17 protein-coding genes are annotated in these 16,847 nt (G+C 73.9%); 9 read left to right on the forward strand and 8 right to left on the reverse strand.

The window, feature by feature from the left end:
- Nucleotides 1-2 precede the first annotated feature (2 nt).
- The 5 genes from OG710_RS28385 to OG710_RS28405 all read left to right on the forward strand — a co-directional run bounded on the left by OG710_RS28385 (nucleotide 3) and on the right by OG710_RS28405 (nucleotide 3,285).
- Entirely contained in the window at nucleotides 3-218 is a 216-nt protein-coding gene (locus OG710_RS28385) for an MbtH family protein (protein WP_330241894.1), read from the forward strand.
- Between the two features lie 10 nt (nucleotides 219-228).
- Nucleotides 229-1,485 (forward strand): cytochrome P450, encoded by a 1,257-nt coding sequence (locus OG710_RS28390; RefSeq protein ID WP_330241895.1) that lies wholly within the window; start codon nucleotides 229-231, stop codon nucleotides 1,483-1,485.
- Nucleotides 1,486-1,511: 26 nt separating this feature from the next.
- Nucleotides 1,512-2,270, forward strand: coding sequence for an SRPBCC domain-containing protein (locus OG710_RS28395; RefSeq protein WP_330241896.1), 759 nt, complete (start codon nucleotides 1,512-1,514; stop codon nucleotides 2,268-2,270).
- The gene (locus OG710_RS28400; protein WP_330241897.1) at nucleotides 2,270-2,470 is read left to right on the forward strand and encodes a hypothetical protein; all 201 of its coding nucleotides are present in this window, start codon (nucleotides 2,270-2,272) and stop codon (nucleotides 2,468-2,470) included. Before OG710_RS28395 ends, OG710_RS28400 begins: the two co-directional genes overlap by 1 nt.
- A 74-nt stretch (nucleotides 2,471-2,544) precedes the next feature.
- Nucleotides 2,545-3,285, forward strand: coding sequence for an SDR family oxidoreductase (locus OG710_RS28405; RefSeq protein WP_330241898.1), 741 nt, complete (start codon nucleotides 2,545-2,547; stop codon nucleotides 3,283-3,285).
- Nucleotides 3,286-3,470: 185 nt separating this feature from the next.
- Here OG710_RS28405 and OG710_RS28410 read toward each other — a convergent pair whose 3' ends face one another.
- The 6 genes from OG710_RS28410 to OG710_RS28435 form a co-directional block, all read right to left on the reverse strand.
- Nucleotides 3,471-4,274, reverse strand: coding sequence for a SigB/SigF/SigG family RNA polymerase sigma factor (locus OG710_RS28410; protein WP_330241899.1), 804 nt, complete (start codon nucleotides 4,272-4,274; stop codon nucleotides 3,471-3,473).
- Nucleotides 4,275-4,437: 163 nt separating this feature from the next.
- Nucleotides 4,438-5,202, reverse strand: coding sequence for a VOC family protein (locus OG710_RS28415; RefSeq protein ID WP_330241900.1), 765 nt, complete (start codon nucleotides 5,200-5,202; stop codon nucleotides 4,438-4,440).
- Between the two features lie 113 nt (nucleotides 5,203-5,315).
- On the reverse strand, nucleotides 5,316-5,798 hold the full coding sequence (locus OG710_RS28420) for a hypothetical protein (protein ID WP_330241901.1): 483 nt from the start codon (nucleotides 5,796-5,798) through the stop codon (nucleotides 5,316-5,318).
- On the reverse strand, nucleotides 5,795-8,266 hold the full coding sequence (locus OG710_RS28425) for a molybdopterin oxidoreductase family protein (protein ID WP_330241902.1): 2,472 nt from the start codon (nucleotides 8,264-8,266) through the stop codon (nucleotides 5,795-5,797). The genes OG710_RS28420 and OG710_RS28425 overlap by 4 nt, the downstream gene beginning before the upstream one ends.
- 23 nt (nucleotides 8,267-8,289) lie before the next feature.
- Nucleotides 8,290-8,757: a DUF5709 domain-containing protein gene (locus OG710_RS28430; RefSeq protein ID WP_330241903.1), complete on the reverse strand. Its 468-nt coding sequence runs from the start codon at nucleotides 8,755-8,757 to the stop codon at nucleotides 8,290-8,292.
- A gap of 251 nt (nucleotides 8,758-9,008) precedes the next feature.
- A complete protein-coding gene (locus tag OG710_RS28435; protein WP_330241904.1) occupies nucleotides 9,009-11,285 on the reverse strand; it encodes a catalase in 2,277 nt (758 codons plus the stop codon).
- A 289-nt stretch (nucleotides 11,286-11,574) separates the two neighbouring features.
- Between OG710_RS28435 and OG710_RS28440 the strand changes: the two genes are divergently transcribed.
- Both OG710_RS28440 and OG710_RS28445 read left to right on the forward strand, forming a co-directional pair.
- Nucleotides 11,575-11,937: a YrdB family protein gene (locus OG710_RS28440; RefSeq protein WP_330242365.1), complete on the forward strand. Its 363-nt coding sequence runs from the start codon at nucleotides 11,575-11,577 to the stop codon at nucleotides 11,935-11,937.
- A gap of 152 nt (nucleotides 11,938-12,089) precedes the next feature.
- The gene (locus tag OG710_RS28445) at nucleotides 12,090-12,923 is read left to right on the forward strand and encodes a class II glutamine amidotransferase (RefSeq protein ID WP_330241905.1); all 834 of its coding nucleotides are present in this window, start codon (nucleotides 12,090-12,092) and stop codon (nucleotides 12,921-12,923) included.
- Nucleotides 12,924-12,985: 62 nt separating this feature from the next.
- On the opposite strand, the gene OG710_RS28450 is transcribed toward OG710_RS28445, so the two are convergent.
- Nucleotides 12,986-13,543 carry a type 1 glutamine amidotransferase domain-containing protein gene (locus tag OG710_RS28450; protein ID WP_330241906.1) on the reverse strand — a complete coding sequence of 186 codons (558 nt, stop codon included), beginning with the start codon at nucleotides 13,541-13,543 and terminating at the stop codon, nucleotides 12,986-12,988.
- A gap of 262 nt (nucleotides 13,544-13,805) precedes the next feature.
- Between OG710_RS28450 and OG710_RS28455 the strand changes: the two genes are divergently transcribed.
- Nucleotides 13,806-14,780, forward strand: coding sequence for an iron-containing redox enzyme family protein (locus tag OG710_RS28455; RefSeq protein WP_330241907.1), 975 nt, complete (start codon nucleotides 13,806-13,808; stop codon nucleotides 14,778-14,780).
- Here OG710_RS28455 and OG710_RS28460 read toward each other — a convergent pair.
- Nucleotides 14,777-15,502: a GAF and ANTAR domain-containing protein gene (locus tag OG710_RS28460; RefSeq protein ID WP_330241908.1), complete on the reverse strand. Its 726-nt coding sequence runs from the start codon at nucleotides 15,500-15,502 to the stop codon at nucleotides 14,777-14,779. The genes OG710_RS28455 and OG710_RS28460 overlap by 4 nt on opposite strands.
- Nucleotides 15,503-15,591: 89 nt before the next feature.
- Between OG710_RS28460 and OG710_RS28465 the strand changes: the two genes are divergently transcribed.
- Nucleotides 15,592-16,812, forward strand: coding sequence for a PAS domain-containing protein (locus tag OG710_RS28465; RefSeq protein WP_330241909.1), 1,221 nt, complete (start codon nucleotides 15,592-15,594; stop codon nucleotides 16,810-16,812).
- Nucleotides 16,813-16,847 lie beyond the last annotated feature (35 nt).

The raw sequence follows: 16,847 nt of genomic DNA on the forward strand, positions 1-16,847 counted from the left end.
CCATGACCAACCCCTTCGACGACCAGGACGGCACCTTCCTCGTCCTCGTCAACCACGAGAACCAGCACTCGCTCTGGCCGCAGTTCGCCGACGTACCGGACGGCTGGACCGTCTCCCACGGCCCCGACACCCACGCCGCCTGCCTGGACCACATCGAGCGCACCTGGACCGACATGCGGCCCAAGAGCCTCGCCGACGCGATGGACGCCCAGCGGTAGCGAGAGCGACATGACCACCTCCACCGGCACACTCGACGGGGCTCGCACAGCCGCGGGCCCCGCCCGCCCCGACGACCTCGCCGCGGCACTCCTCACCCCCGAGGCCCGTCGCGACCCGTACCCCTTCTACGCGCACATGCGGACCACGGACCCGGTCCACCGCAGCCACCGGGGCGTCTGGTACCTCACCCGGTACGCCGACGTCGAGGCCGCGCTCGGCGACCTCCGGCTGTCCAACGACCGGGACAGGATGACCCGCGCCTACACCGCGCTCGGCGGCGACCTCAAGGCCCTCAGCCGGCTCACCGACCGGCTCGGCCGGGTGATGACCAACACCGACCCGCCCGACCACGCCCGGCTCCGCAAACTGGCCAACCGTGCCTTCACCGCCCGCCGCGTCGAGGCCCTGCGCGGCCGCGTCCAGGCCATCGTGGACCGGCTCGTCGACGAGGCCGTGGCCGCCGGCCCGGACCTGGACCTCATCGAGGCCGTCGCCTCTCCGCTGCCCATGTCCGTCGTCTGCGAACTCTTCGGCATCCCCGACGAGGACCGGCCGCGCGTCCAGAACTGGTTCCGCCGCTTCGGCCGGCTCAGCGAGGACATCGACAAGTCCGAAGCGGCGATCGACCAGTACGAGGAGTACCTGTCCGGGCTCATCCGGGAACGCCGGCACCGCCCCGGCGACGACCTCATCAGCGCCCTGGTCGCCACCCAGAGCCACGACGACCGGCTCACCGACTCCGAACTGCTCTCCACCTGCTTCGTCCTGATCACCGCGGGCGACGAGACCACCACCCACCTCATCGCCAACAGCGTGCTCGCCCTGCTGCGTCACCCCGACCAGCTCGCCCGGCTGCGCGCCGACCCCGCACTGGCCCGCGCCGCCGTCGAGGAACTCGCCCGCTACGACACCGTCACCCAGGCCATCGTCCGCGTCGTCGCCGAGGACCTGGAGATCGGCGGACGCACCCTGCGCGAGGGCGAACTCGTGTACCTCTTCCTCGGCGCCACCAACCGCGACCCCGCACGCTTCGAGAACCCCGACCGGCTCGACCTGACCCGCCCCGGCAACCGGCACCTCAGCTTCGGCCACGGCCCCCACTTCTGCCTCGGCGCCCCGCTGGCCAAGCTCCAGGCCGAAATCGCCATCGGCACCCTGGTGCGCCGGCTGCCCGGACTGCGGCTCACCGACGGCGCGGTCCTCGACTGGCGGCCCAACCCGCTGCAACGGCGCCTGTGCGCCCTCCCGCTCACCCACCGACCGTGAACGACCACGAAGGAGAAGTACCCACCATGGCCCGAGAGTTCGAGGTGTGCAGGGAACAGGACCTGCCCGCCGCACCCCAGCAGGTCTGGAACGCCGTGGCCACCGGCGCCGGCAACCTCGGCTGGCTCTACCCGATGGAGATCGAGCCGCGCATCGGCGGCCGCGTCACCCGGGGGGACGCCACGGTCGTCGCCTGGGAGCCGCCCCGCCACCTCGCCGTCCGGGCCACCCAGGACGACGGCTTCTCCAACACGCTCAGCTACCGCGTCGAACCCGCCGGCGACGGCACGAGCCACCTGCGGATGGGCATCCACTGGGTGCACACCGGCACCGTGGACGACGCCTGGCAGTGGGACGCCAAGACGGACGTCGCCACCAAGTACGTCGACTTCCACCAGCACGCGCTCGCCGAGTACCTGCGCCACTTCGCCGGCCGCCGCGCCGTCCACGTACCGGCGCAGCGCGCCGAACCCACCGCCGACCCGGCCGACTTCGCCGCCCTGCGCCGCCGCCTCGGCCTGGCCGAAGACGCCGCCGTCGGCGACCGGTTCACCCTCCGCGCACCCGGCCCGGAGCACCCGCCCGTGGAGGTGGTCGTGGACTGGCTCAGCGACGACTTCCTCGGCCTGCGCGGCCCGGACGCCCTGTACCGGTTCTTCAACGGCAGTACCTGGAACGTGCCGATCCGGCTCGCCCACCATCTGTTCGCCGACGACACCGACGAGGAACAGGCCACCCAGGCATGGACCGCCTGGCTGGACGACGCACACACCGGGGAGCGGTGATGGACACCTCCACGCAGACCCTGCTGTTCGCCGCCGAACTCGTCGAGGAGAACGGCACCTACTCACTCGTCGTCGAGGACCTGCGCAAGGGCACCGTGCAGACGACCCCGGTTCCCAAGTCCATGGTCGACAAACTGCCGGTCTACCTCGCGGCCCTCGCCGCCAAGTTGGGCCCGGTCCGGCCGCGCCGAGGCCGGTAGCCGCCGGTCCGCCGCCGGGCGCCTTGGCTATCGTCTGCCGCATGGATCATTCCGCCCTCCAGAAGGAGAGACCCATGACCGACAGCACACCCGCCGAAGGCGCCCCGGCGCCCGTCACCTTCATCACCGGCGGTTCCAGCGGCATCGGGGCGGAGAGCGTACGCAGGCTCCTCGGGCTCGGCCACCGGGTCGCCGCGACCGGCCGCAGCGCCGCGAAACTGGCCGCGCTCGCCGACGCCGCCGCCACGGCCGGGGCCGGCGAGCGGCTGCTCACCTTCCAGGGGGAGGCGGCGGACTGGGCGCACGTGTCGGAGGCGGTCGCCGAGACCGTGCGCGTTTTCGGCCGCCTCGACCACGCCGTCGCCAACGCCGGGTACTCCGCCGACGCCCATGTCGAGACCGGCGACCCGGAGAAGTGGCGGGGCATGGTGCTGACGAACGTGCTGGGGCCCGCCCTGCTCGTCCGGGCGGCGCTGCCGGCGCTCAAGGAGTCGCAGGGCCGGATCGTGCTCGTCGGCAGCGTGGCCGGCTTCAAGAACACGCCCGGCAACCTGTACTCGATGACCAAGTTCGCGGTGACCGGCCTCGCGGAGAACGTCCGCATGCTCACCACCGGCTACGGTGTCGGCACGACGCTGCTCGCGCCCGGCCGCGTCCTCACCCCGTTCTGGGACGAGCGCCCCGGCGGTGCGGCGGCGGCCGGACCGATGATCTCCGCGGAGCAGGTGGCGGACACGCTGGTCTGGGCGATCGATCAGCCGCGCGGCGTCGACGTGAACACGCTGGTGGTCCGGCCGATCGGCCAGGCGAACTGACGCGGAGCCCCCAGGGGGCGGTCAGCGCGCCGGCCGCCCTGCACCGGGGCATCGCGACGGAGGAGGCGGCCCGCCACGACTGAGGACACCCTCTGGTTCACTCGGCCCGCCCCCTTCGGAACATCGAACGGCGGCCGGCGGCCGGCGGCGCTGGAGCGCGCGCAGCGGCAGGGGACGTCGCGGCGCTACGCCGGCTGAGCGGACTCCTGGAGCGCCTGCCGGCGCACCTGCTCGCAGCACTGCGCGATCAGCCGCGAGACGTGCATCTGCGAGATGCCGAGCACCTCGGCGATCCGGTCCTGCGTCATGTCGCGGAAGAACCGCAGATAGAGGATGGTGCGCTCGCGTTCCGGCAGGCTGCGCAGCCCCGGCTTGACGGCCTCGCGGTCGACCGCTACGTCCAGCGCGTGGTCGCACAGGCCCAGCGTGTCGGCGATGCAGGACCCGTCCCCGGAACCCGGTGTCTCGGCGTCCAGGGACAGCGTGCGGTAGCTCTCCAGGGCCTCCAGCCCGGCCCGAACGTCCTCGGCGCACAGCCCCGTCCGGTCCGCGATCTCCTCCTCGCTCGGCTGATGACCGCCCGGCGTCTGGGCGAGGTCGCGGCGGGCCAGCCGTACCCGGTTGCGGAGGTCCTGGACCCGGCGCGGCACATGGACGTCCCAGGTGTGGTCCCGGAAGTGCCGCTTCAGCTCACCGACGACGGTCGGTATCGCATACGTCTCGAATGCCTTGCCGCGCGCCGGGTCGTAGCGGTCCACCGCCTTGACCAGCCCGATCGCCGCCACCTGGCGCAGATCGTCCAGCGGTTCCCCGCGGTCCCGGAAGCGCGCGGCCAGCCGGTGTGCCATGGGCAGCCAGGCGCAGACGGTCGCACGGCGCAGTTCGTCCCGCTCGGGGCCGTCGGGAAGGGCCCGCAGCCGGTGGAAGGCCGCCGTCCCCGGCGCCACCTCCCGGCCTCGCTCGGGCGCTGTCTGTCGGGCACCGGCCATCGTGTGTCACTCCCTCGGCATCGCCTGTCCGGACCACCGCGGGAGCCGCCGCCGGACAGGCCGCACCCGGAGCAGGGCTCCCACGGGCGCGCCTCCTGTCCGAAGCACGCCTGGCCTATTCCCGTACAAAGCCACCCCAAACATGCACCCGCCCGGCCGTACGTCAGCGGTCGGAGACGGTGAACAGCGCGCCCTCCGGGTCGCAGATCACATACGCCGTCTCCGGCAGCCCCTCCACGGGGGTCGCCTCGCCCCCGGCGGCCACGGCCTCCGCCGCCGTCCGCCGGCTGTCCGCCACCAGGAAGTCGATGACCCAGCGCGCCCGCAGCCGGGGGTCCGGGTCGTTCTCGACGCCTCCGCCGCGCACCGTCACCACGGTGTGCCCGCCGGCCCGCACCAGCACCCGGTCCTGCGCGTAGTCCACCGAGCACCGGCTGTGCGGCCGCGTCCAGTCGAAGACCTCCGCGTAGAAGATGGCCGCCTCGAACGCGTGGCGGGACTGGAGGTCCACCCGCGCCGGGGCGCGCGGACCGTCCGACCAGACGGGCGCGGGGCCCTCCCAGAAGCCGAAGGCCGCGCCCTCGCGGTCGGCGGCGATGGCCGCCCGCCCCTCGCCGAGCGGCAGCGGCCCCACGGCCAGCGTGGCGCCGCGCTCCCGGATGCGGCCGGCCGCCCGGTCCGCGTCCGGCACGGCGAAGTACGGAATCCAGGCCGGCGGCGGGGAGACGGCGCCCGGGCAGCGGCCGACCCCGGCCACCGCGCGGCCCTGCGCGCGGGCCAGGAGGAAGTCGCCGCCCAGGCTGCTGTCCCGGAACTCCCAGCCCATGACACGGGCGTAGAAGGTCCGCGCGGCATCGAGGTCGCGGCTGGCCAGGCTCACCCAGCAGGGCGCACCCGCCACAGGCGTGTTCCATTCCAGGCTCGGCATGCGGCGCTCCTTCGCCGGGGTTCCTCTTGCACGATGCGCCCCTGCCCCGGCGGGCGCACCCGGCCGGCCCCGCGCCCGCGCCCGATTCCGCACCGGCCCGCCGGGGGAGGCGGTCAGCTCGTCAGGACCTGCGGCGACACGACCTTGATCATCGCGTTGGCCCAGCGCTCCTGGCGCAGGGTCTGCGGGTGGCAGCGCCCGGCCAGGTCCAGCAGCTCCTGGTCGCGGGCGGCCTGCGCGGTCTGGGCCAGCAGCTCCCAGTCCACCGAGACGGCCGCCGCCCGCAGATACGTGTCGCGCAGGTCGCGCAGGAGCAGCAGGCCGGTCTCGGGGCGACGGCCGACGAGTTCGCCGCCCTTCTCCCGAAGCCAGGCCGCCGCGGCGGACTCCTCCTTCGGCTCCGCCGACAGCTCCACGCCGTGGTCGGCGGCCGCGTCCGCCAGCTCCCGTACGTGCTGCCGGGACCAGGCGGCCAGGTCGCGGGCGACATGGTGCACCTCGTGGTCGGTCGCGTGGGTGCTGGAGAGCCGCGCCAGCCGCAGCGCGAGCGCGTTCTCCCCGCGGTGCACCTCTTTCAGGACCAGGTCCAGCTTCATCGGATCTCCTCCGGGCGGCGCGGGGCGTGCGCCTCCTCGTCGGCCTCGCCGGGGCCGCCGCCCGTGGTCGGGGGCACGGCCGCGCCCGGCACGGGGGCCGAGGCGGTGGTGGTGGGCGCCGGGGCGGGGGAGCCGGTGGCGCCCAGCCGGCGCAGCCGGGCCGCGGCCGTCTTGAACAGCGGCTGCTTGGAGACCGGGTCCCACTCCGTGGGGGTCAGCTCGTTGCCGGCGCGCCCGTCGCCCTCGGGCTCGAACCCGCCGGGGGTGTCCCAGTAGCCGTAGTGGAACGGCAGGAACAGCACGCCTTCCCGGATGCCGCTGATCCGCGCGGCGGCCCGGACCGTGCCGCGCGGGGTGGCCACCTCCACCCGGTCGCCCTCCTCGATGCCGTGGGCGGCCGCGTCCCCGGCGGAGACCTCCACCCACACCTCGGGGGCGGCCTTCCGGAGCTGCGGGGCGCGTGCGGTCTTCGTCCGGGTGTGGAACTGGTACAGCGTCCGGCCGGTGACCAGCGAGAACGGATACTCCTCGCCGGGCGGCTCGTGCGGCGGCAGGTATGCGGCGGCTTTGACGACCGCCTTCGCCGACGGGTTCATCGCCCGGTACTCGGTCTCCTCCAGCGGCGCCCCGGTGACCAGGTCGCGCCCGTAGCTCTCGCAGTAGTCCGGGTCGCTCCAGAACGCGCCGTCCGCGTAGAGCCGCTCGGTGCCGTACGGGTGGCGCTCGTTGCACGGCCACTGGATGCCGCTTCCGCCGCGCAGCTTGGCGTACGTGAGCCCCGTGTAGTCGCAGGGGCGGCCCCGGCTGCACTCCTTCCAGCCCTCGAACGCGGCCTCCGGAGTGTCCCAGGGGACGAGCGGGCCGCCGTCCTTGTCGCGCAGTCCGAGCCGGCGTGCGAAGTCGCAGAAGATCTCCAGATCCGGCTTGGCCCGGCCGGGCGGCTCGACCGCCTTCTCCGACAGATGCACCGTACGGTCCGCGTTGGTGAACGTCCCCGTCTTCTCGCCCCACACAGCGGCCGGCAGCACCACGTCCGCGAGCTGCGCCGTCTCCGTCAGGAAGGCGTCCTGGACCACCAGGAACAGCCGCTCCTGGGCGAGCACCGACCGGATGCGCCGCAGCTCGGGCAGCGAGACGGCCGGATTGGTGCCGCTGACCCACAGCATCCGGATGGAGCCCTCCTCCACGTACCGGAACATCTGCATCGCGTGCGTGGGCGGCCCGTAGTGCGGCACCTGGAGCGGGTCGAGGTTCCACAGCCGGGCCAGCTCCGCCATGTGGGCGTCGTTCTCCCAGTTGCGGAACCCCGGCATGTCGCCGTTGGCGCCGCACTCGCGGGTGTTCTGCGCGGTCGGCTGGCCGTTCATCTGGAGGATTCCGCAGCCGGGCCTGCCGAGCATGCCCCGTACCAGGTGCACGTTGTTCACCTGCACGGACGCCGCGGTGGCCTGGTGGGACTGGTAGAAGCCCTGCAGCACCGTCGACAGCAGCCGCTCGGCCGTGCCCAGCAGCCGCGCCGCCTCCCGGACGCGTTCGGCCGGAACCCCGCAGATGTCCGCGACGTGCTCCGGCGTGTAGGCGTCCAGCCGCTTCGTCAGCTCCTCGAAGCCGACGACATTGCGGTCCAGGTAGTCCCGGTCCGTCCAGCCGTTCTCCACGATCTCCCGCAGCAGGCCGTTCATCAGGGCGACATTCGTCCCCGGCCGGGGCGCCAGATGCACGGTCGCCGCCCGCGCGACCGGGGTGGGGCGCGGGTCGACGCACAGGACGCGCGGCGGGTTCGGCCCGGCCAGCCGGTCCAGCACCCGCGCCCAGAGCACGGTCTGCGTCTCCGCCATGTTGTGGCCGAACAGCGCGATCGTGTCCGCGTGATCGATGTCGGTGTACGAACCGGGCTGCCCGTCGCAGCCGAACGACTCCTTCAGCGCCTCGGCGGCCGTCGACGTGCACAGCCGGGTGTTGCCGTCCAGATGGTTGGTGCCGATGCCGCCGCGCGCGATCAGCGTGAGGGTGTAGTACTCCTCCGCGAAGAGCTGCCCCGAGGTGTAGAAGCCCACCGCCGAGGGCCCCTGCTCGTCCAGCAGCTCACGGGTACGGCGCACCACCCTGTCCATCGCGGTGTCCCAGTCGCTCTCGACCAGCCGGCCGTCCTCGCGCACCAGCGGCCGGGTCAGCCGGTCGGGGGAGCCGTTGGCCTGCCAGCCGAACAGGTCCTTCGGGTCGAGCCGGCCGTGGTTGACCCGGTCCTGCGCCCGCCCGCGCACCCCGACGATCCGGCCGTCCTTCACCGCGATGTCCAGGCCGTCGCCGTTGGAGTGCAGGACGGCGGCCGACTGCACCCACCGCTCGACCTGGTCCTCGGTGACCCCGTCGGCCAGCCGCGTGTCCACCCGTACGGGCCATGGCTCACCCGGTCCGTACGGGGTCCGGGTGCCCCAGGGGCGGGCGATGCGATCCGTGCGTGCCATACGTACTCCTCGGGTTCGGCGGGTCAGCCCTTGCGCCCCTGGTCCTCCTCCTCGTCCGTCGTGTGGACGGCGGCCTCCTCGGCCGACGCCGCGCCGCCGTCGATGCCCACGTCGTCGGCGTAGACGTCGGTGCGCCGGCCGGGAACCTCGTCCGCCGGGCTCAGCCGGCCCGAACGGGTCTCGTAGGCCGGGTCCAGCGGTTCGCCCTCGCCGTCCGGCAGGTCGCCGATGTCGTCGCCGTCCGGCGGTTCGACGTCGTCGACCTCCTGTTCGAGGCGCTGGTCGAGGCTCTCGCCCCGGCGCTCCTCCTCGCCCGTCGTGCCGTACTTGTCCACGGCGAGGGGACGCTCGGGCGGGGAGTACCCCTCGTCGAGCTGTTCGTCGAGGCCCCGCTCGCCGAGCGCGTTCTCCAGGTCGAGGTCGTCATTCGGCGGGTCCTGGCCGTCGTTCTGCGGCTGGTAGACATCGTCGCCGCGTGCCTCTGTCGGCATGCTTCGTCCTTCCGTCGGAGGCGTCGGGACGGCGGGGCCGCCGTCACGGGGCGTCGCCCGGCCGGCGGCTCCGCCGTCCCGCGAGTGCCCTGCCGGGCACGGGGGAAACATCCCTCTTTGTCACCCTAGGTGTGCGGTCCGTCCGCGTCCTCCCGGACCTCTTTGCCCGGACCCGGCGCACCGCCACCGGCGCTTCCTCTCCGGCGCGTGCCCCGGACCCGACGCGCCACGCACGGCGGCCCGGAGCCCCGTCACAGCGCCGGAGTGAAGCGGTCCCAGGCCCGGTGACCTGCGAGAAGCTCGGCGACGGCGTCCAAAACCGTGGACGACGCCCCGCCCACCACCACACCGGGCGCGTCCGCCGCCAGCCCGGCCTTCTCCAGCACCGTCGCCCCGTCGCCCCAGGCCCCGACGGCCTTCCCGTGCCGGAACGCCTCGGTCACCAGGAGCAGCACGCGCGGGTCCACACCGGTCGCCCGCGCCGCGTCGTCGGTCTTGGCGTCGCGCGCCCCGTACGCGTCCGGGGCCGGGGCGGGCGCCCCCGCCAGCACGATCGCGTCGAACTCGATGGACCGGGCCGTGGCGAAGGTGCGCTGCGCGGTGACCGCGTCGTCGCCGGAACCCAGCTCACCGCCCGACGGCGCGACGACCAGGGGCACCATGCCGGCGCCCAGGACCGCGCCGCGCGCCTCGCGAACGGCCGCCAGGTCGCCCTCGCCGCCGGTGACGATGCCGACGACCCGGCCGTCCACCGGCCAGGTGCGGCCCAGCTGGGACAGGGCCGGGCTCGGCTCCGGCGAGGCCAGGGACACGGTCGCGCCGGGCGCCGGCAGGCCCAGGCCCTCGGCGACCTTCGCGCACAGCTCCGGGTCGATGTTGGCGAGCGACCGCAGCCCCCGCTCCTTCACCGCCCGGTCCCAGCACTTGCCCAGCTCGAAGGAGTACGCGGCGGCGATGTGCTCGCGCTCGGTCGGCGTCATGCTCAGCCAGAACAGCCGCGCCTGGCTGAAGTGGTCGTCGAACGAGGCCGCCGCGTCCCGCACCTTGCGCGCCGCGGGCACCTCCACCGGCACCTCGATGTAGGCACCCGTGTCCGCCCCGGCGGTGAACGGGCAGCCACCGTCCAGCGAGTTCGGCCGGTAGGGCGCCACGCCCCGGTGCACGGCCGTCTGATGCATGCCGTCGCGCAGCATGTCGTTGACCGGGGCGTGCGTACGGTTGATCGGCAGCTGCGCGAAGTTGGGCCCGCCCAGCCGGGTGATCTGCGTGTCCACGTACGAGAAGAGCCGGCCCTGCATCAGCGGGTCGTTGGTGACGTCGATGCCGGGCACCAGATGGCCGATGTGGAAGGCGACCTGCTCCGTCTCGGCGAAGTAGTTCGACGGGTTGGCGTTCAGCGTCATCAGCCCGATCGGCCGCACCGGCGCCAGCTCCTCCGGCACGATCTTCGTCGGGTCCAGCAGGTCGATGCCCTCGAACATCTGGTCCTCGGTGTCGGGGAACGTCTGCACCCCCAGCTCCCACTGGGGGAACGCGCCCGCCTCGATCGCGTCGGCCAGGTCCCGGCGGTGGAAGTCCGGGTCCATGCCCGCCGTGATCTGGGCCTCCTCCCACACCTGCGAGTGCACGCCCAGCTTCGGCTTCCAGTGGAACTTCACCAGCGTGGTCGCACCCTCCGCGTTGACCAGCCGGAACGTGTGGACGCCGAAGCCCTCCATCATCCGGTACGAACGCGGAATGCCCCGGTCCGACATGTTCCACAGCGTGTGGTGCGTCGCCTCGGTGTGCAGGGTGACGAAGTCCCAGAACGTGTCGTGCGCGCTCTGCGCCTGCGGGATCTCCCGGTCCGGGTGCGGCTTGCCCGCGTGGATGATGTCGGGGAACTTGATCGCGTCCTGGATGAAGAACACCGGCATGTTGTTGCCGACCAGGTCGAAGACGCCCTCGTCGGTGTAGAACTTCGTCGCGAAGCCGCGGGTGTCGCGCACGGTGTCGGCGGAGCCGCGCGAGCCGAGCACGGTGGAGAACCGCACGAAGACCGGGGTCTCGGCGCCCTCGGCGAGGAACGCGGCCTTCGTGATGCCCGCCGCCGCGCCGTACGCCCGGAACACGCCGTGCGCGGCGGCACCACGCGCGTGCACCACCCGCTCCGGGATGCGCTCGTGGTCGAAGTGGGTGATCTTCTCCCGCAGATGGTGGTCCTGGAGCAGCACCGGACCGCGCGGACCGGCCTTCAGCGAGTGATCGGTGTCGTACAGCCGCGCGCCCTGCGCCGTCGTCAGATACGCGCCGGACTGCGCCACCTTTTCCTGCGGGGCGTCGGTCGGCTGCCCGGTGGGGCCGTAGGTGTCGGGTCCGCGCTGGTCGTGCTTGGGCGGCAGCGGCCCGCGCGGCCGAGTCGGTTCGTCGACCCGGGCCGGCTCGGGGGCCGGCGCGCCGGGGATCTCGTTGCGCCCGCCGATGGCGTCCTGGACCTTTCCCGCGATCTTCTCCGCTGCGGCCGACACCGGGTTCTTCTTCTCGCTCACTGCGTTCCAATCTGGTGGGGGGACGTGCGGTGCCGTGCGCGGGAGGTCGGCACGCGCTGGGGACGGCATCGCCTGACCACGCGTACCCTCCGCCCGGCGGACGGACACCTGCGTTGCGCCATCCGGCCCGGCGGCCCGTTCCCCCGGCCGGCCGTCCGTAATCCGGGCACGCCGAAGGCCATTCCCGCGTACACCGAAGACCGCGCCCCCGTACGCTGGCGTCGCACATCTGAACGACATGGGGGGCGTGGTGCGCGGAAGACCTGCTGACAGTCCGGTGATCCCCGGGGTGGCCGGGCGGCCCTGGTGGGCGGCGAACGAACTGCTCGCGTTCCTGCTGGAGGTGGTGGCCCTCGGCTGCCTCTTCCGGTGGGGGTTCTCGCTGACGGACCGGCTGGTGCCCGGACTGCTGCTCGGCTGCGCCGTCCTGGCCGCGGCCGCCACGCTGTGGGGGCTGTTCGCCGCGCCGCGCGCCCGGTTCCGCCCGCCGCTCGCCGGGGTGCTGGCGGTGAAGGCCCTGGTGCTGGGCGGCAGCGCGCTCGCGCTGTACGGGGTCGGGCACCCGACCGCCGCCGCGGTGATGGGCGTCGTCGTGGTGGCGAACACGGCCCTGGCGGAGACCTTCCGCCGCCGGACCGCCCCCACCGGGTAGCCCGCCGGCCGGCCCCCGGGGGGCGCGGCCGGGCGGCCGGGCCGCGCAGTCGGTAGCGTGGACATAACGACGACCGGACGCCCAGGGGCCCGCACCACCACCGGCACCGTCCGACCCGGCCCCTGTCCGCCGTCCGGGAAGGGACGCCGCTCATGTGCAGATGGCTGGCCTACTCCGGCACGAGTGTCGTGCTCAGCGACCTCCTCTACAAGCCGGAGCACTCGCTCATCGACCAGAGCCTGCACTCCCGCATGGGGGTCGAGACGACCAACGGGGACGGTTTCGGCGTCGGCTGGTACGGGGAGAACGGCGACACCCCCGCGATCATCCGCGACACCGGCCCCGCCTGGAACAACCGCAACCTGCGGGAGATCGCGAGCCACATCAGATCGCCGCTGTTCTTCGCCCATGTCCGGGCGTCCACGGGATCGGCCATCCAGCAGACCAACTGCCATCCCTTCCGGCACGGCCGCTGGATGTGGATGCACAACGGAGCCATCGCCGACTACCACCGGCTGCGCCGCGACCTCTCCCTGGCACTCGACCCCGCCCTGTTCGCGGCCCTGGAGGGCTCGACGGACTCGGAGGTCATGTTCTACCTGGCGCTGACCCTCGGCCTCGACCAGGACGTGCCCGGCGCGGTGGCCCGCATGGCCGGGCTGATCGAACGCGTGGGGCACGAGGAAGGGGTCGAGTATCCGCTCCAGATGACCGTGGCGGTGTCCGACGGCGAACGGCTGTGGGCGTTCCGCTATTCGAGTCTCGGCGCCTCGCGCTCGCTGTTCTACAGCGACCGGGCGGAGACGGTGCGCGCGCTCCACCCGGACTGGGACTTCCTGCGGGGCGTGTCCGACAGCACCCGGCTGGTGGTCTCGGAACCGCTGAGCGGACTGCCCGGCGTGTGGAAGGAAGTACCGGAAAGCAGCTACGGGGTCGTGCAGCCGGGGACCGACGCCTTCCTCCCGTTCACGCCCGAGCCCGTCTGAACCGGCCCGTACGCCACGCGAAGAGCTGCCCGGCGCCCCGCCGGGCAGCTCTTCTACGGGCGTCAGGCGGCGAGCGCGGCGTCCACCTCCTTCAGGAACGGGCCCAGGTCGCCCGGATCGCGCGACGTGATCAGCTTCCAGCCCCCCGACTCGTCCGTGACGACCGGCTCGTCCACCCAGTCGCCGCCCGCGTTGCCCACATCGGTGCGCAGCGAGGCGTACGAGGTCAGCCGCTTCCCGGACACGCCACCCGTCTCCACCAGCACCCACGGACCGTGGCAGATCGCCGCGACGGGCCGCCCCGCCGAGGCGAACGCGCGCACGATGTCGCAGGCCGGTTCCTGGAGCCGCAGGGTGTCCGCGTTCAGCGTGCCGCCCGGCACGAGCAGCAGGTCGTAACCGGCCGGATCGGCCTCCTCCAGCGTGAGGTCCGGGCGCACCGTCCTGCCGGGGTCCTTGTCGCCGACCAGCGTCTCGATGTCGTCCTTCTTCAGCGCGGCGACATCGACGTGGACGCCGCGCTCGCGCAGATGGTCCAGCGGCACGACGAGTTCGTCCTGCTCCACGCCGTAGTTGGTCACGATGGCCAGAACCTTGCGCTTGCTGCCGTTGTCGCTCATCTTCCGCCGTCCTTCCGTACTGCGGGGGAACCTGCCCGGTGACGTCGCCGCCGGGCCGCAGTCTCTGGGTTCCCACTGCGCGGGCCCTCATTCCTCCCCGCCGGCCCCCGGCGTGGCGGCTCCGGCGACGGGCCCACATGGTGGAAGGGACGAGACCCGCGCGGCCCGCCGGCGGACGGTTGACGCCCCCGGACATGGGTACCCGGCCGCACGTCGGCGGACCGGGCCGCAGGGCCCGACCAGACGCACGAGGAGGCACCCCATGGCCGGTCGGACAGGCGGACCCGCGCTTCCCCGCGCCCGCGGCGCACTCTCCGCCGGGGTCATCGGCCATCTGCGGGGCGACGGCCCCCTGCCCGACCCCGCCCTGGCACAGGCGGCCGAGCCCTACGGGGACGACCTCCAGCTCGCCCTCTACCTCTGCTACGAACTCCACTACCGAGGCTTCGCCTCCGTGGACCCGGCCCTGGAATGGGACCCGGCGCTGCTGACCGTACGGGCCGCCCTGGAACGCCGCTTCGAGACCGCCCTGCGCCGGGACGCGCCGCCGGGCTCCGGCCTGGACGACACCCTGGACGGGCTGCTCGTCGAACCGGCCGACGGCACCGGCGTGTCGCACTTCCTCCAGGAGCACGCCACCCCGGACCGGCTGCGCGACTACGCCGTACAGCGCTCCCTCTACCACCTGAAGGAGGCCGACCCGCACGCCTGGGTGCTGCCCCGGCTCGGCGGACGCGCCAAGGCGGGCATGGCAGCCATCGAGTACGACGAGTTCGGCGCCGGCCGCCCCGAACGCGTCCACGCACAGCTCTTCGCCGACCTGATGGCGGACCTGGACCTGGAGCCGGCGTACGGCCACTACCTCGACCGGGGGCACGCCGAGATGCTCGCCCTGGTCAACCTGATGTCGCTGTTCGGCCTGCACCGGCGGCTGCGCGGCGCCCTCGTCGGGCACTTCGCGGCCGTCGAGATCACCTCCTCGCCCGCCTCGCGCCGGCTCGCCCTCGCCATGAAACGGGCCGGGGCCGGGCCCGCCGCCGAGTTCTTCTACACCGAGCACGTGGAGGCGGACGCCGTCCACGAACAGGTCGTCCGCCACGACGTCGTACGCGGACTGCTGGACGAGGAACCCGGCCTGGAGCCGGACGTCGTGTTCGGCATCGACACCACCGGCTTCCTGGAGGACCGGCTCGGCGCCCGCCTCCTGGGCGACTGGGGCGCCGCGGACGCCGCCTAACGGCCGGCCCGTACCTCGTCCAGGAGCCGCCGCAGCTCCCGCACACCGTCCCGGCCCCTGCCCCGTACGAGCTGTGCCGCCACGGCGTTCAGCTTGCGGTTCGTCCGCTGGGACAGCACCCGCAGCACACCGAAGGCGTCCTGCGCGTCGCAGTCCAGCATGTGCATCACGATGCCGCGTGCCTGGTCGATCACCGCACGCGACACCATCGCCGTCCGCAACTGCTCCGCCTCCGCCTCGGCACCCGCACACGCCCCGTCGCACAGCAGCTCCGCCACGACCCGCGCCGCCGACCCCCGGACCACCTCCGCGTCCGCCGCCGCGAGCCGCCACGGCCGGAACGCGTACAGGGTCACCGTCGCCGTCACCCCCTCCGCCGTGACCGGCACCGCCGCACAGGACCGCAGCCCCCGCTCCAGCGCCGCCACCCGGAACCCCGGCCACCGCGCCTCGGTGACGAGGTCCGGGGCCGCGACCGTTCGCAGCGAGCGGGTGGCCTCGGCGCAGGGTCCCTCACCCGTCTCCTCCTGGAGCGCGGCGAGGACGGCGAGATCGGGATGCGTGGCCGCGCCGTGGGCTTCCCCGCCCGCGAGCCGCAGAAACACGGCCGCACCCCGGCAGGTGTTCGAACAGCGCATCGCGTGTCCGCCGAGCCGGGCGAGCAGCGGCGCCACCGCCGCCGCGCCGGGCGCCACATCCACCCGCCGGGTGACGACCACCATCAGCCTCCCTGCCTGCGTGACGGAACCCCGCACGGACCCCGGCCGCGCCGTTCGGCGCCGCAGCACGGGCGATCGGCTAGCTTCGGCCCATGAGCCGCCCACCGGAACGCGAGAACGGTCGCGCGGCCCTCGCCGCCCGGCTGCGGGAACTGCGCGCGGCCCGGGACCATCCTCCCGCCGAATACCCGGTCCTGCTCGACGCGGCCCTGACGGAGCTGGAGCACGCCCTCGAAGCCCTGCGGGACGGACCGGAGCCGCCGGGGCCGCCCCGGACGCCCGGCGGCGATGCCGCGTACCCGTTCAAGGCCGTCTTCGACCGGCTGCCGTGGCCCGTCCTCCTGACCGACGCGCAGACCCTGGTGCACCGCCTGAACCCGGCCGCCGCCGAACTGACCGGCCTCCCTCCGGGGTACGCGGCGGGCCGGCCATTCGCCGGGCTCCTGCGCCCCGCCGACCGGGCGGCCCTGCGCGCGCACACGGCAGCCGTCGCGCGGGGCGAGGGCGACCGCAGCCTGCCTGTGCGCCTCCAGCGGCTGCCCGGCGGACCGCTGTACGCCACCCTCACCGGCCTCGACGCGCCGGGGGAGCGCGGACGGGACGTGCTCGTGACGCTCACCCCCGCGAGCGCGCCCCGCCCCGCCGCACCGCCCGCCGGCCCGGCCGACCCCGCCACCGTCGTGCGCCGGGCCGAACTCACCGGCCTCCTCGACCGCACCGATCGCGCGCTCCTGGCGGGCGACGACCCTGCGGTGGTCCTCGCCGAGGCGGCCGGCCTCCTGCGCGACGGGCTCGCCGACTGGGCGCTGCTCGACCTGGGGCCCCCGGCGGAGCCGGTGCGGGTGGCGGTGCACGGCCCCGCTGCGCCGGACGACACCGGACTGGAGAAGGCGTTCCTGCGGCAGGACCCGCGCGACTGCCCGGCGGCCGCCGAGGCCATGGGCCGTGCCGCGACGGTGGTCGAGCAGTCGACGGACGACCTGGCGCGGCTCGGCCCGGACGAGGACGGCACGCCGCTGACGGTCCGGGCCGACGTCTCCGCGCTGCTCTCCGCGGCCCTGGTCGCGCCCGACGGCTCGACGGTGCTCGGCGCGCTCACCCTGCTCCGCACCGGGGCCGGTGCGCCGTTCTCGCTGCTGGAGGCCGGCTGCGCCGAGATCGCGGCCGGGCACATGGCCGTCGTCGCCGGACGAAAAGCAGTCGCCGGTCGAAAAGCAGTCGCCGGTCGAAACGTCATCGACGGGGGAAATGGAAACCCCGGCCGGGGATGCCCGCGCCCGGAGGTGGCACACGGCGATGTGGAGGAGGGTTGAAGGGCCCTCCCGCGAACCAGCGGGGCGAGCGGCCG

Source organism: Streptomyces sp. NBC_00525, assembly GCF_036346595.1.
Taxonomy (GTDB): Bacteria; Actinomycetota; Actinomycetes; order Streptomycetales; family Streptomycetaceae; genus Streptomyces.